Genomic DNA, 14,939 nt, shown 5'->3' on the forward strand with positions numbered 1-14,939 from the left:
TCTATTCATTTTGCCTTTTGCCACCCTAGACAGGGTCGTTCTGATCGCGTTTTTAAATAAAAGGCAAAAAAGTTTCCCTGACATAAGGATTTCTCCCCTTAAACACAAGCATTATAACGCCCAAATTGCAACAAATAACGACTCTGGTACAAAAAGCACAGTTTCAACAGTATTATTTGGGAAATACTAGGCATCTTCAGACATAAAATTTTCGTATATCGTCCTTAGTTTTTGTGAAATGAGGCCCGGATGGCCATTTCCGATCACTTGATCATCTACTTTTACAACGGGAAGAACATATGACGTGCTGCTAGTTAGAAATACTTCCCGGGCGGAATGCAGCTCATCGACGGTAAAACTCCGCAGTTCAAGTTCGATTCCGTTTTTCTCCAGTTCCTTGATAAGTGATGCCCGTGTAATACCAGCAAGAATGGAATTGCTTGTCGGTCGGGTGATGATTTTCCCCTCCTGACTTACGATCCAGGCGTTGGTTGAGCTGCCCTCCGTCACCATGCCATCTTCATCGACCTGAAACGCCTCATAGGCGCCTTTGTCCTTGGCCTCCTGCTTGGCCAGAACATTAGGGAGCAGAGAGACAGACTTAATATCCCGACGAGCCCAGCGAATATCCGGCACGGTTATCACGCTAATCCCCTGCTCTGCCGTTTTGGCCGCCTTTTCCATTGACAATCTCTTGGCTGTCATCACCAGCGAAGACGGGGTGTCCTTCGGAAATGGATGGTCGCGCGGAGCGACGCCGCGCGTAACCTGGATATAAATGATACCGTCGCGAATACCGTTCTGGCGGATCACTTCCCGCATTACAAATTTGAGCGGTTCCCGCTTCATAGGAAGATCCATCCTCAATTCATTCAGGCTCCGCTCCAATCGGTCCAAATGTCCCGCTTCATCGATCATCCGCCCTCCGACAATGGTCACTACCTCGTAAACCCCATCGGCAAATTGATAGCCGCGATCCTCGATATGGACGCTGGCGTCGCGATGCGGGAGATACTGACCGTTTACATAAGCGATTCTGGACATGGCTTTCCTATTTAATTAACGCCGCCAAAGGGCTGGATTGAAAAGTGAGAGGACGGCGAAAAATTCCAGACGCCCTACAAGCATAGTGACACATAATACCCATTTCGAAAAATTGGGTAAGGCTTCATAGCTGATAAAATTTTCCTCGCCAACGACCACATCGGTAATCAATGGCTGCGCCGCGCTGCCTGCACTGGCAAGATTTGTAATGGCAAGAGTGACTGATGATTGCAGATCGAGCCCGTTAAAGGCCAGAACTAACGTCGCGGCAACAAGAACCAGGCAATAAAGAACGAAAAAGCTCCAGGCTGAAGTGATTTGTTCCCGCAAGATACGTTGCCCCCCATATGTCAGGGGGAATATACTGCTTGGAAAACTGAGGCGATTTACTTCCGCATTAGAGACTTTCAAGAGAATACTGATCCGCATCATTTTAATACCGCCAGCGGAAGAGCCAATCGATCCACCAATCGTTGTCAGGACGAGAATCACAAAAAGCGCTCCAATCGGCCAGTAATACTGGCCACTGTCCGATACAAGCGGCATGTTATATCCGGTCGTCGTCACAGCGGAAACGGTATTAAACACCGCATAGCGCAAAGTATCCCCGACCGACATATCCGTTTGCGTCATCATCAAGGAAAAAACAAAAAGGCTACCCAGAACAATGGCAATCAGGAGATAACGATACTCCGGGTCCTTGAAGTAGGACCGCCTGTCCCCATTAAAGAAGGACCAGTGAAGGGAAAAATTTATCGCGCCAAACACCATAAAAATCATCAAGACCACTTCAATTCCGCGGCTGGCGAAGGCCGTACCCGCCGCGTTTGTCGTCATAAACCCGCCAGTAGACAAAGTGCTGAAAGCATAGCAAAGGGCGTCAAAGGCCGTCATCCCGGCAAACCACAAAGCTACAATGCAGATCGCCGTTAGCAAGCCATATATTTTCAACAAGGAAAGCACTGCCGAGCCGATTCGCCGGGACATGCGGCGGCGGCTGCTCTTGGCAATGGCCCTCGTCAATGGGTTGCTGCGCGGCAGGTTAAAGGCGCTGGCCAATACGGACAGGAAAACAATGATCGAAAATCCGCCTACCCATTGGATCAGGCTTCGCCACAGAAGGATCGCCCGTGGCTGAATATCCAGATCAACAATTACAGTCGCGCCATTGGTCGAAAACCCGGAAAATGCCTCAAAATAGGAATTGGTCGCCGAGGGAATCGCATCGCTCAAATAAAAAGGTAATCCAGCGAATGCCGGAACGACTATCCAGATGAGGGTTGCCGCCAAAAAGGTTTCACGCCGACCAAGGATGGTAATTTCCCGCCGCATCGCGAGGATCATGCCGCCGCCAAAAAAAGCGTTACAATAGCAGAGACGAAAAAACTCAGCGTGAGTTCAATCTGCCCCTCGGCGAAAGCAAAAAGAATCGGCACACTCATCAGCAACGCCAAGAAGCCAAGCGCCCAACCAACAAACGTAAAGACAGGTGCAAATAACATCAGGTCTAGAAGAATTCAAGGCCGACAGAAAACATTTCCTCAACCTTCTGCACGGACCCCTGAAGGCTCAGGATAACGACCCTGTCGTCAGCATGAATAATCGAGATCCCCACGTGGAATTTCAACAGTTTCCCCCTTAATCACCGCACCGATAATGGTGCCATGCGGAAGTTTAATATCCCGGAGTGGCTTCCCAACAAGCAGGGAGGTTTCCAGCGCGTCACCCTCCACCACTTCGGCCGCGCCATCCCGAAAAGAATGCAGCCCCCGGATCCGGCCGCGGCGGATGTGGCGGAGGATTTCCGAGACTGTGGTTGCGCGTGGATCCACCACAACCTCAATCCCGAGCGTGGTAACCAGATTACCGAACACCGGATTATTGATCAGGGTAACGGCGGTCTCCGTTCCCTGCCCTTTCGCCAACAAGGACGCGATAATATTGACCTGGTCATCATTGGTAAGAGCAACAATGGTTTCCGCCTGAGCCGCATTTGCTTCCTGCAGCAGTTCGGGATCAAGTGCACTGCCATGAAGAACAACAGTCCGGTGCAGCTCGTCGGTAATCTTCTCGGCCCGTTCACGATTATGCTCAATCAGCTTTAGAGAGACTTTACGCATATTCTCTTCAATGAACTGGGCGAGGTGAAATCCGATATTACCGCCTCCCACGATGACGATGCTGCGCGCCTCCTGCTCTTCATGACCGAAGAGCGGCATGGCGCGGGCCACATGGGCGCTGTCCGCTGCGAAATAAATCTCATCACCCGGAAACATCTGGTCATCGCTTGACGGGACGATCATCTTGCCGTCACGATAGATCGCCACAACAACCACATTCAAGTCAGGGAACAACTCTGTCAGCTGTTTGAGCGGTGTATTAACAATCGGGCAGCTTTCGTCGAGACGAACACCTATAACCTGAACCTTACCGTCGGCAAAAGAGACGGTATCAAAGGCACCAGGCACCTTCAATCGGCGTTCAATCGCGTGCGCTACTTCGTCTTCCGGAGAAATAATAACATCAATCGGCAGATTTTCACGGCTGAAGAGATGGGCCCAGAGAGGGTCCGTATATTGATGAGAACGTATTCGGGCAATTTTCTTTGGAATATTGAAGATCGAATGAGCAATCTGACAGGCGACCATATTGACTTCATCACTATAGGTCACGGCGATGATCATATCCGCATCATAGGCCCCTGCCCGCTCTAACGCGTCCGGGTGGGAGGCATGACCGACCATGGCCCGAACATCGAGTTCATCCCCAATCTTGCGGACCAATTCAGACGATTGGTCAATCAGGGTGACGTCGTTGTTTTCCCGCGCAAGCTGCCGCGCGATATTGGAACCGACCTGTCCTGCACCGCAAACGATTACCTTCATCGCGTCTCTGCCCCTCTACCCAAATTGCGTCTCTACTCCGACGACCGTTTCCGCTCACCATTACTGACGCCGAGCGTTTTCAGCTTACGATGTAACGCGGACCTCTCCATACCAACAAATGACGCGGTACGCGAAATATTTCCGCCAAAACGGTTTATTTGCGCCTCGAGATATTCCTTTTCAAACCGTTCGCGCGCCTCCCGCAAGGGAAGCGCCATGATTTCCGTATTGTCATTCTGTCCGATCATAACCGACTTGGCCGCCCCGGCATTTGCGGGCACCATATTTGCGGCGATTGGCGCCGATTTATCGCCGGTAGCAAGAATCATGATCTGCTCAATCACATTTTTGAGCTGACGGACATTTCCCGGCCAGGATGAGGCCTGCAAGGTTGCAATAGCATCCTCCCCTATTTTCCTCGGCGGCAATCCGGCACTTTTCGAAAAGCGCTCAACAAAATAACGGGCGAGCGGTCCGATATCTTCCGGCCGCTCCTTTAGAGAGGGAACCGTTATCGGCACCACGCCGAGACGATGATACAAATCCTCCCGCAGGCGGCCGTTGGCCATTTCCTCTTGTAGATCCCGGCTGGAAGAAGAGATGATCCGTGCATCTACCTTAATCTTTTCTGTGCCCCCCACCCGCTGGAAAGTCTGGTCAACCAGCACGCGAAGAATCTTGCCCTGGGTCTCCATCGGCATGTCGGCAATCTCATCAAGGAAGAGCGTACCGCCATGGGCTTGCTCCAGTAACCCACGACGCTCTCCTTTTACCGAATTCATTCGTCCATCTTCGACACCGAATAGCTGAATCTCCAGCCGCTCAGGCGCCAACGTGGCCGCATTGAGAACCACGAACGGGCCAGATTTTCGGTGGGATTGATCATGAATGAGCCTCGCGACGACTTCCTTGCCAGACCCGGACGGACCAGAAATAAGCACACGGCTGTTTGTCGGCGCGACCTTTTCAATGCTTTGTTGGAGCTGGATCATGACATGGGAACGGCAAACAAGATCCGTCATCACCTCGCCGCCACGAGTTTTAAGGTCAGCGACTTCCCGCCGCAATCTCACCGCTTCCAGTACGCGGTCGACAAGCTGTATCAGCCGCTCCGCCTTGAACGGTTTTTCAATAAAATCATAGGCACCGAGTTTGATAGTCTGAACGGCCGTTTCAATATTCCCATGCCCGGAAAACATCAGGACAGGCAAATCCGGCTGATCTTTCTTGATGGCCTGTAAAATCTCGATACCATCAAGCTTGCTGCCGCGCAGCCAGATATCCAATATAACAAGGCTCGGGCGACGATGGGCAATTTCGGCGAGGCATTGATCGCTGTTCGCAGCCATCCGTGTCTCATACCCCTCATCCTCCAGAATTCCGGCAACCAGTTCCCGAATATCAGTTTCATCATCGACAATTAGAATGTCTGCAGACATCTTAGTCATTCCCCGTTTTCAAATTCGCTTCACTCATGGGAAAAGAGATCCTGACAGAGGCCCCTCTCCCTTCTTTTGCGTCGGTCATGGAGAGGCTGCCACCATGCTCCTCCATGATCTTATTGACAATTGCTAGGCCGAGGCCTGTGCCCTTTTCACGATGTGTCACATATGGCTCGGTCAGCCGGCTGCGGTTTTCTTCCGGTAGTCCGCGCCCATTATCTGTAATCTCAATCGCCATTTCGTCGACAGTGACACTATATTCTACCTTGATCTGGCCATTTGGAAGATCCGCGTCCCCTTCTTCCCGCCCCTCAATCGCATCAGCGGCATTTTGCAGGAGATTTGTCAGAACACGGTTCACCTGCGGCGCATCGCAATCACAGATCATCGGCGATCGCGGCGCCTCATAGACATAGTCAATTTCCGGATGAGCAATTTTTTGGAGGAAGATCGCCTGACCAACGAGCTCGCCCAGATCCTCAGGCTTGAATTCTGGCGTCGGCATCCGGGCGAAGGCAGAGAATTCATCAACCATTTGGCCAATATCCCCAACCTGACGGATGATCGTATCGGTGCATTGATTGAAAATATCTATATCGTCTTTAATCTGACGGCCATATTTACGTTTTATTCGCTCGGCAGACAGCTGGATCGGGGTCAGCGGGTTCTTAATTTCATGGGCAATACGTCGGGCAATATCGCCCCAGGCCGCCATCCGCTGCGCCGACACGAGATCCGTAATATCATCCAGCGTGACCACAAACCCCTGAATGCTGCCAACGGAAATTTCCGCCGCCGCGCGCACCAGCAGATGGCGATGAGCATTTGCTGTCTGGAGCTGAATCTGGCGTTCCGCCACACGATAGGGCTTTTCCCGAATTTCATCAAGAAGGGTAGCCATTTGCGGCTGAATATCAGAAGAATCGCCGGTCAATAAGTTCCGTCTCCGAATAGCCCAAAAGTTCCGCCGCCTTGCGATTTGGCAGATTGATAACGCCTTCCCGATCAAGTCCGATCACACCGGACGAAACTCCGGAAAGCACAGCCTCGGTAAAGCGGCGGCGTTCGTCCAACTTCTTATTTGTTTTTTCAAGCTCCTGACGCTGGGTTGAAAGTTGCTCCGTCATCCGGTTGAACGCACGGCTCAGGGTCGCCATCTCATCATAGGCGCGACTTTCATCCACCTTGGCTGTCAGATCGCCCGAACGCACACGCTCTGCCGCTTTCACGAGGCTCTCAATCGGGCCAACAAGGCGCGAGGCAATCACCAGGCCAAACCAGACGGCGGCGAGCACTACCATCAGCGAAATGATAAAGAAAATCACAGCGAACTGGATTTGAATGCCGAAGCCTTCATCCTTCAATTGTTCATAGTCCGACGCGGCGATGCGCGTCCTCTCCATATGGGCGAGAACCCGAGGCTCAATAAAGCGTCCGACATAAAGAAACCCATCCAGCAGACGGTCCAGCCGAATTAGGGCCCGAACCTGATCATCCCCATCATTCGTGGTGATGACAATCTCCCGCTCCCTCGCTTCGCTGAACTGGCTTGGAGAAATCTTATCAAACTCGAGCGCAAAACTTAGGTCCGACTGTGCGATAATTTTCTGATTGCCGTCCAGGACAACGGCCTCACTCAAGTTACGGGCGATGACCTGATCACTGAGATAGGAATCAAACAAGCTACGGTTTTCCAAAACCCGTGTCGGCGCACGATTGATCTGCGCGGTCATTGCCAGAACATCGGATCGTATATTCTGGATATGCTCCTTGATATAGGCGTCAGCGACAGCAATCGATTCCGACACCGCCATATTCACAGGATCGGAGAAATGCCGCTGAAAATAGATATTAAAAAAAGGGCGGAGAAAAGCGCTACCATCAGGGCTGGCGCGACAGCGATTAATGAAAACAGACGTAAAATACGCCGATGCATCATGCTGCCTGAGCCACCGATCTGCCCCTTGCGCCAAGTTCTGATCAATCGGTGAGTAATGATAATTGCGAGGATGACCACAATCGATACGTCAATAATAAGAAGTATGCGCGTGTAGGCCGGGTTTTCTATAGTCAGCGATTCATAGGTGGCAATACCGCTTGCAACGGCCAGCATGGCCACAAAGAAAGAGGTTTTGGGACCAAGCCCGATCTTTCTTGTCCAGCGGACAAATGAAAAAGGCTGTTTCACATTATTCTGCTGTGATTCTGCCACAACATCCTCCGACCGCAAGGGTCATGATGCAACCTCGGTTTGCTAGTAAATGCCATCAACGGCGGCCATTTGTTCAAAATACCACATTGTGGCATTTAAGCATCACTTCATGCCGCGCACAACCTGAATATCCAAATCCCGGATTTTTTTACGCAATGTATTCCGGTTTACTCCCAAAAGGTCAGCTGCCTTGATCTGATTTCCGTTCGTTGCCTCCAATGACAGGGATAAAAGCGGGCGCTCTACCTCCCGGATAACCCTTTCATAAAGCCCGCTGGGTGGCAGGCTTCCCGCATGGGCCGCAAAATATTTGGCAATATGACGTTCCACCGCCATGACGAGGCTCTCATCCTCTCCCGGAGTTTCCTCGGAACTTCCAATTTCCTGTGGCTGGAGCTCCTGCTCAATCACAGAGATATTAATGACATCATCGGAATATAGCGCCGCGAGGCGGCGCACCAGGTTTTCAAGCTCCCGGACATTACCTGGCCATTTATGCTTTTTAAGTGCTTCAAGTGATTCCTTATCCACGCTTTTTACCGGCAACCCCTCCTCCTGTGCCTGAGAGAGGAAATGCCGCACAAGATCCGGAATGTCTTCCGCCCGTTCACGCAATGGCGGCAAGCGGAGCGGGACAACGTTCAGGCGGTAATAAAGGTCCTCGCGAAACAGTCCCTGACGCACGAATTGCCTGAGGTCCCGATTGGTCGCGGCGACAATACGCACATCGGTCTTGATCGCCGTGCGGCCGCCAACCGTTGTATATTCGCCTTGTTGAAGCACGCGAAGCAGTCGCGTCTGCGCTTCAATCGGCATATCCCCTATCTCATCAAGGAACAGCGTACCGCCCTGTGCCTGCTCAAAGCGGCCAATGGCGCGCGAATCTGCCCCTGTGAACGCGCCTTTCTCATGGCCGAACAATTCGGATTCGATCAGCTCTTTTGGAATGGCCGCCATGTTAATAGGAACAAATGGGCCCGCCTTCCGCTTCCCATACTCATGCAGTGCTCGCGCAACAAGCTCTTTACCCGTCCCGCTTTCACCAGAAACCAAAACCGTAAGGTCCGTCCCCATCAAGCGAGCCAACACCCGATATATCTCCTGCATGGCCGGGGAGCGACCGATCAGAGGCGTTTTCGTTTCCTCTTCTTCCTGCGCCTTAAAACGATTTGCGGCTTTCTTCGGCTTGGAGAGACCACGATCCACAACCTGCAGCAAAAGCTTTAGATCGAATGGTTTCGGCAAATAATCATAGGCCCCTCGCTCTGTCGCCTTGATAGCGGTGAGCAAGGTATTCTGCGCACTCATGACGATAACAGGCAGATCGGGCCGGATTTTTTTAATCCGGGGAGCAAATCAAGACCATTTTCATCGGGCATCACGACATCGGTCAGGACAATATCACCGAGCCCTTCAAGCACCCAGTTATAAAGCGTTGAAGCGTTGCTAGTGGAGCGCACTATATAGTCTGCGCGGGAGAGAGCCTGCTCCAGAACCGTACGGATACTCTGGTCATCATCTGCGACTAAAATTGTTCCCGGCATATTTATTCCATATCCGTTTTCATAAAGTTATAGACCGGCAGGCGGATCAACACCTTGCAGCCCACCTCCGATGACTCAAATTCGACAATCCCTCCATGATCCCCAACAATTTTGGCGACCAGTGCAAGGCCAAGCCCGCTGCCACCAGCCTTGGTGGTGACAAAAGGATCGTAAATATGCGGTAGCATCTCATCGGGGATGCCGGAGCCGTTATCCTCTACTCCTACCTCAAGCGGTAATTGCACCTTTTCCTGCGCGCCCGGAACGGCCAAACGGATCCCATGACGATAGGCAGTACTAAGCGTTACTTCTCCGCCGTCTTCAGGCGCCGCTTCCACAGCGTTCTTCACCAGATTGAGTAACACCTGGACAAGCTGATCGCGATTGCCATAGACGAAGGGGAGCGAAGGGTCATAGTTTTCCCGGAAAGTTATTTTTCGGCCAAATCCAGCCTCAGCCACCCGACGCACATGCTCCAGCACTTCATGGATGTTGACCGCATCGCGATCAATCGGCCGATCATCGGAAAAGGCCTCCATTCGGTCAACAAGCGCGCAAATCCGGTCCGTTTCATCACAGATTAACCGGGTGAGCGCCCGATCCGCATCAGAGGCATTCATCTCCAACAACTGCGCCGAGCCACGAATACCCGAAAGCGGATTTTTTACTTCATGCGCCAGCATGATCGCCATCGCCGTTACAGATCGGGCGGCACCACGATGGGTCAGCTGACGATCCATCTTGGCGGCAATCGTGCGTTCTTCAATCTGGACAATGACATTCGAGGTGCCATAAAGCTGGGAAACTTGAAGATTGACGTTCTTGATACCGGTTTTTGGCGTGCCAAGATCGACGGCATATTCAGAGACATAATCACCGGTCACGCGCACCTGCTCCACCAATCCCAATAGCGGGCTGTCAAATGGTACCATTTCATTAAGCGACATCCGCAGCAGTTTTTTCGACGAAAGGCCGAAAAATTCTTCTCCCGCCGGATTTGTCATGCAGATATGGCCTTCATCATCGATGACGACCAACGGATCGGGCAAGGCATTCAGGACAGCCAGAGCATCCACTTCCGTTTTCTTGCGTTTCGTCCCGCTAAATGGATTTGGCAAAACCATCTTATGCACTTTCCTTCAGCATTAAAACCTCATAAAAACAATTGATTTCATCCCGAACCTGATCTGGATCGGTAAGACGAACCACTCTTTGCCGGAAGTTCTCTCCACCCGGAAGCCTCTCCGAATACCAGCCAAGATGCTTGCGGGCGACGCGCACGCCAACCTCTGATCCATATAGACCGATAAGGGCGTTATAATGCTCCAGCAGAACCGATTTTTGCTCATCAAAGTCCGGGTCAGGCCGCTTAATCCCGGTCTTCAAATAATCTGCTACCTGCGCGACAAACCACGGGCGACCATAGCTACCCCGGCCAATCATCACACCATCTGCACCCGACTGCTCTTTGGCCTTTGCGGCATCCTCAACCGTTTGAATATCGCCGTTCGCAATCACCGGGAGAGATACAGCTTCCTTGACCTTTGCAATAAAGCGCCAATCCGCCGCGCCTTTAAAGAACTGGCATCGCGTGCGGCCGTGCACGGTCAGCATGCGGATCCCCACATCCTCAGCAATGCGGGCAAGTTCCGGTGCGTTGCGACTCTCTTCATCCCAGCCTGTGCGCATTTTAAGCGTGACAGGTATATTTACGGCATCAACTGTTGCCTTTAATATCTTCGCCGCATGGTCGAGGTCCCGCATCAGAGAGGAGCCAGCCATTCCGGAAGTAACTTTCTTAACCGGGCATCCCATATTGATATCAATAATCCGCGCGCCCATATCCTCGTTCAGCTTGGCGGCATCCGCCATAATATCCGGATCACAGCCCGCAAGCTGAACGGCCATCGGCTGATCATCATTGGCGGAGCGAACAATACGTAGGGACCGGCGCGTTTCTGCGACCATGGCCTTGCTCGCCACCATTTCGGTAAAGACAAGCCCGGCCCCATATCGCGTCACCAGACGGCGAAAAGGGAGATCTGTGATACCAGCCATCGGCGCGAGGAATACCGGGGGATCGATTGTAATAGAGCCGAGCGTAATGATCATTTTTTATGCAAAATAATTTATGACTATATTTTAGGCAATATAGTCAGGTTTTTATTGCACTGCAACAGATTCATGCGCATTCAGTCAAATTTATTGAACCGCACGAGATAGCGATCTATTGTCGCGACATGAAAAGTATTGCCCTCATCCTCGCCGCCGGAAAAGGCCTCCGGACCGGACTTAATATTCCGAAGCAATATATTGAAATTGCAGGAAAATCTATTCTCAGGCGAGCAATAGATGCTTTTCTGAGGCACCCCGAAATCGATACTATTTGTGTGGTCATAGGGGAAGATGATCTACTGCTTTATGAGAAAGCAATCACCGGTCTGGATATTTTGCCGCCGATTGTTGGCGGAGTAACGCGACAGGAGTCGGTCCAAAACGGCCTGGAAAGCCTGGTCGAACACACACCGGACAGTGTGCTAATTCATGATGCGGCCCGACCCTTTATCAGTAGAGAATTGATCAGCCGTTGTTTGAGTAAACTAAACCAAGCGGAGGCTGTTCTCCCCTCCATCGCGATAACGGATAGCCTCAAATCCTTTGAAGGCGACTTGATTACCGGCGCACTGAACCGGGATGAGATTGTCGCCGCGCAAACGCCGCAAGCTTTCGCTTTTGCACCTATTCTGGCCGCGCATCGGACTTTCGCGGGCGAGAACCTGACTGATGACACGGCCCTCGCCGAACGTGCCGGAATAGAGGTCGCAATGGTCGAGGGTGATCCCGCAAATTTCAAGATCACCACGCCTGAGGATATAGAGAAAGCACACAACATGATTACAAAAAGCCTTATCGATGTACGGACGGGCCTAGGCTTCGATGTGCATGCGTTTGAGGAAGGAGACAGTGTTTGGCTCGGCGGCGTGAGTATTCCTTATGATAAACGCCTGAAAGGCCATTCGGATGCGGATGTCGCGCTCCACGCCCTGACCGACGCCCTGCTCGGTGCCATCGGCGCGGGCGATATCGGCCTGCATTTTCCGCCAACAGATGCCAAATGGAAAGGCGCGTCGTCTGACTTGTTTCTGCGTCATGCGGCAGATTTGGTGGGCAAAAAAGGCGGCGTCATCAATCATGTCGACCTCACCATCATCTGTGAAGCACCGCGTATTGGTCCGCACCGCGTCGCTATGCAGAAACGCATCGCCGAAACTCTCCGTATTGACGCTGAAAGAGTGAGCATAAAGGGAACAACGACCGAAAAGCTTGGCTTTACCGGCCGGGGCGAAGGTATCGCGGCCCAGGCCGTTGTAACCGTGAGGCTTCCTGGATGAGCAGTAAAATTGGCCCCCTCACCCTTTGGCATCCCGCGGTCATTCTTTCCACCTGGTTCTGGAGTGGTTTGTCGCCGAAGGCACCCGGAACCATTGGCACCCTCGCCGCGCTTCCTTTCGGTATATTGATCTACTACTTCTTTGGGGCACCGGCGCTCGGCATGGCGTCTCTTGTTGCCCTGTTCATCGGCTGGTGGAGCACAAAAATCTATCTCGAGAGGACCGGCAAGTCCGATCCCGGCGAGGTAGTAATTGATGAGGTGGCGGGAATCTGGCTCGCCCTCCATGCGGCAGACCTGACCCCGCTGATGATCTTTCTTGCCTTCGTTATTTTCCGGATACTCGATATCTGGAAGCCCTGGCCGATCGGCTGGCTGGACCGGAAAGTAAAAGGCGCATTCGGCGTTATGATTGATGACTATGTAGCGGGACTGATTGCCTCGGTCCTGCTGGTAATAATAAAAAGGATATATGATGGGAATTTTTAGTGTCGAGATCGAAAAGCTGGCGACCGAGGTCCTTGAAAAATGCCGAGGTAAGAAATGGCAGCTCGCAACAGCGGAATCCTGCACCGGCGGCCTGATCGGTGGGGCGCTCACGGATATCGCGGGCTCTTCCGATGTATTCGATCGCGGCTTTATCACCTACAGCAATAAGGCAAAGGCCCGCGTGATCGGCGTCAGCACGGAGATTTTACGCAGCCATGGCGCGGTATCAGAGGAGACAGCGCGGGCAATGGCGCTCGGCGCTCTCAAAACAGCGGGCGCAAATCTTACGGTCGCGGTGACGGGCATTGCTGGCCCTGGCGGCGGTGGCCCCGGAAAACCGGTTGGCCTCGTTCATTTTGCAGTAGCAACCGACAGCGGCGTCGCAGAGCATCGAAAGATGGAATATGGCGATATCGGCCGGTCAGAAGTCCGCCTTGCCACCGTCCAGACAGCGCTAGAAATGCTACTCGCTGCCGTTAGCCGTTAGCCGATCCGGTCCTGAAGGTCCGGCTTGGCGCCGTATAGTTCCTTTGCGCGCGCCTCAAAGGCCGAGATCATACGGGTCACAGCCTCGTTAAAGAGCATCCCGATGGTCTTCTGCAGGATCATCGAGCGAAACTCGAAATCTACGAAAAAATCCACTTCGCAGCCGTCCGGATACTCCTTGAACTGCCAGTGATTGTTGAGGTATCGGAACGGCCCGTCCATATACTCAACATCGATCCGCATATTTGCTTCGTCCAGTGTCACCTTGGACGTGAATTTTTCCCGAAAAAGCTTGAAGCCAATTACCAGATCAGCAAGGACGATATTCTCTTTTCGCTCCTTGATGCGCGCACCGATACACCAGGGTAGGAACTCATCATATTTGTCAATCGCCGCCACAAGATCGAACATTTCTTTTGGCTGATAGGGCAGAACCCGTTTTTCGGCATGTGTTGGCATACTCTACATTCTACCCATACAACACGGCATAAACGTTATTTTGAAGCGTTGGCCCGCTCTCGCGCGGTTTTCAGCTTGGCAAAATCTTCACCCGCATGGTGACTGGAACGGGTTAGCGGCGACGCGGAGACCATAAGGAAGCCCTTAGCATAGGCCTGCTTCTCCAGAACCGCAAATTCATCTGGAGTTACAAAACGATGGATTGCGTGATGCTTCACTGTCGGCTGTAGATACTGGCCGATGGTAATAAAATCGATATCGGCAACACGCATGTCATCCATCACCTGAAGCACTTCATCCTTATCCTCGCCGAGGCCGACCATCAGGCCAGATTTGGTGAACATATTTGGATCAAGCTCCTTCACACGCTCCAACAGCCGGAGGGAATGATAGTAACGCGCGCCCGGCCGGACGGACGTATAGAGCTTCGGTACTGTCTCAAGGTTATGGTTGAAGACATCGGGCTTAGCCGCAACAACAACTTCTAAGGCACCGGGTTTCTTCAGAAAATCCGGTGTCAGAATTTCGATCGTGGTCTCTGGCGTCGCCTCGCGGATCGCCGTGATGACGTCCGCGAAATGCTGCGCGCCGCCGTCTTTCAGATCATCCCGATCGACGGAGGTAATCACTACATGATTAAGCCCCATCGTCTTGACCGCCGTCGCCACATTGACCGGCTCGAACGGATCAAGCGCATTTGGCTTACCCGTCGATACATTACAAAAGGCACAAGCCCTCGTACAGATTTCACCCATGATCATCATGGTCGCGTGCTTCTTCGCCCAGCATTCGCCGATGTTCGGGCAGGCCGCCTCCTCACAGACCGTGGTGAGATTGAGGCCGCGCATCAACTCCCGCGTCTCATGATAGGTTTTCGAGACAGGCGCTTTCACCCGTATCCATGCGGGTTTTCGCTGGATCGGATTATCCGGGCGGTTCACCTTTTCCGGATGGCGTACGCGTTTTATGGCGGTCGTCTCAGTCATG

Annotated in this window: 13 protein-coding genes and 2 pseudogenes; 3 read left to right on the top strand and 12 right to left on the bottom strand. The window is 52.4% G+C overall.

The features are described 5' to 3' along the window. Positions 1-186: 186 nt before the first annotated feature. The 10 genes and pseudogenes from AC0L73_RS01115 to dusB all read right to left on the bottom strand — a co-directional run bounded on the left by AC0L73_RS01115 (position 187) and on the right by dusB (position 11,239). Positions 187-1,044, bottom strand: coding sequence for a D-amino-acid transaminase (locus tag AC0L73_RS01115; RefSeq protein WP_473654673.1), 858 nt, complete (start codon positions 1,042-1,044; stop codon positions 187-189). 15 nt (positions 1,045-1,059) lie between these two features. After that, positions 1,060-2,388 (bottom strand): TrkH family potassium uptake protein, encoded by a 1,329-nt coding sequence (locus AC0L73_RS01120; RefSeq protein WP_473654674.1) that lies wholly within the window; start codon positions 2,386-2,388, stop codon positions 1,060-1,062. Positions 2,389-2,551: 163 nt separating this feature from the next. After that, a pseudogene (gene trkA, locus AC0L73_RS01125) lies at positions 2,552-3,929 on the bottom strand (Trk system potassium transporter TrkA). A 32-nt stretch (positions 3,930-3,961) separates the two neighbouring features. Continuing rightward, positions 3,962-5,368 carry a nitrogen assimilation response regulator NtrX gene (ntrX, locus tag AC0L73_RS01130; RefSeq protein WP_227952142.1) on the bottom strand — a complete coding sequence of 469 codons (1,407 nt, stop codon included), beginning with the start codon at positions 5,366-5,368 and terminating at the stop codon, positions 3,962-3,964. A 1-nt stretch (position 5,369) separates the two neighbouring features. After that, positions 5,370-6,305, bottom strand: coding sequence for a sensor histidine kinase (locus AC0L73_RS01135; protein WP_473654675.1), 936 nt, complete (start codon positions 6,303-6,305; stop codon positions 5,370-5,372). Beyond that, positions 6,286-7,179: a sensor histidine kinase NtrY-like gene (locus AC0L73_RS01140; protein WP_473654676.1), complete on the bottom strand. Its 894-nt coding sequence runs from the start codon at positions 7,177-7,179 to the stop codon at positions 6,286-6,288. The genes AC0L73_RS01135 and AC0L73_RS01140 overlap by 20 nt, the downstream gene beginning before the upstream one ends. Positions 7,180-7,187: 8 nt before the next feature. Next, positions 7,188-7,583, bottom strand: coding sequence for a hypothetical protein (locus AC0L73_RS01145; protein WP_473654677.1), 396 nt, complete (start codon positions 7,581-7,583; stop codon positions 7,188-7,190). 102 nt (positions 7,584-7,685) lie between these two features. Next, positions 7,686-9,127 (bottom strand): annotated as a pseudogene (ntrC, locus tag AC0L73_RS01150) (nitrogen regulation protein NR(I)). Between the two features lie 2 nt (positions 9,128-9,129). Continuing rightward, complete coding sequence (locus AC0L73_RS01155; protein WP_473654678.1) at positions 9,130-10,251, bottom strand: two-component system sensor histidine kinase NtrB; 1,122 nt, start codon at positions 10,249-10,251, stop codon at positions 9,130-9,132. 1 nt (position 10,252) lies between these two features. Further along, positions 10,253-11,239, bottom strand: coding sequence for a tRNA dihydrouridine synthase DusB (dusB, locus tag AC0L73_RS01160; protein WP_473654679.1), 987 nt, complete (start codon positions 11,237-11,239; stop codon positions 10,253-10,255). A gap of 128 nt (positions 11,240-11,367) precedes the next feature. On the opposite strand from dusB, the gene AC0L73_RS01165 reads away from it, so the two are divergent. From AC0L73_RS01165 to AC0L73_RS01175, 3 genes are read left to right on the top strand one after another with little or no spacing between them, the layout of a single operon-like run. Next, complete coding sequence (locus AC0L73_RS01165; protein ID WP_227952147.1) at positions 11,368-12,519, top strand: bifunctional 2-C-methyl-D-erythritol 4-phosphate cytidylyltransferase/2-C-methyl-D-erythritol 2,4-cyclodiphosphate synthase; 1,152 nt, start codon at positions 11,368-11,370, stop codon at positions 12,517-12,519. After that, positions 12,516-13,007: a phosphatidylglycerophosphatase A family protein gene (locus tag AC0L73_RS01170; protein WP_227952148.1), complete on the top strand. Its 492-nt coding sequence runs from the start codon at positions 12,516-12,518 to the stop codon at positions 13,005-13,007. Before AC0L73_RS01165 ends, AC0L73_RS01170 begins: the two co-directional genes overlap by 4 nt. Beyond that, a complete protein-coding gene (locus AC0L73_RS01175; protein ID WP_473654680.1) occupies positions 12,991-13,494 on the top strand; it encodes a CinA family protein in 504 nt (167 codons plus the stop codon). Before AC0L73_RS01170 ends, AC0L73_RS01175 begins: the two co-directional genes overlap by 17 nt. Here the strand turns inward: AC0L73_RS01175 and AC0L73_RS01180 are convergent. Both AC0L73_RS01180 and lipA read right to left on the bottom strand, forming a co-directional pair. Further along, the gene (locus AC0L73_RS01180; RefSeq protein WP_227952150.1) at positions 13,491-13,952 is read right to left on the bottom strand and encodes a type II toxin-antitoxin system RatA family toxin; all 462 of its coding nucleotides are present in this window, start codon (positions 13,950-13,952) and stop codon (positions 13,491-13,493) included. The genes AC0L73_RS01175 and AC0L73_RS01180 overlap by 4 nt on opposite strands. A 35-nt stretch (positions 13,953-13,987) precedes the next feature. After that, on the bottom strand, positions 13,988-14,938 hold the full coding sequence (gene lipA / locus AC0L73_RS01185) for a lipoyl synthase (protein WP_227952151.1): 951 nt from the start codon (positions 14,936-14,938) through the stop codon (positions 13,988-13,990). Position 14,939: the final 1 nt, after the last annotated feature.

It is taken from the genome of Sneathiella sp. D3-11 (assembly GCF_055809395.1).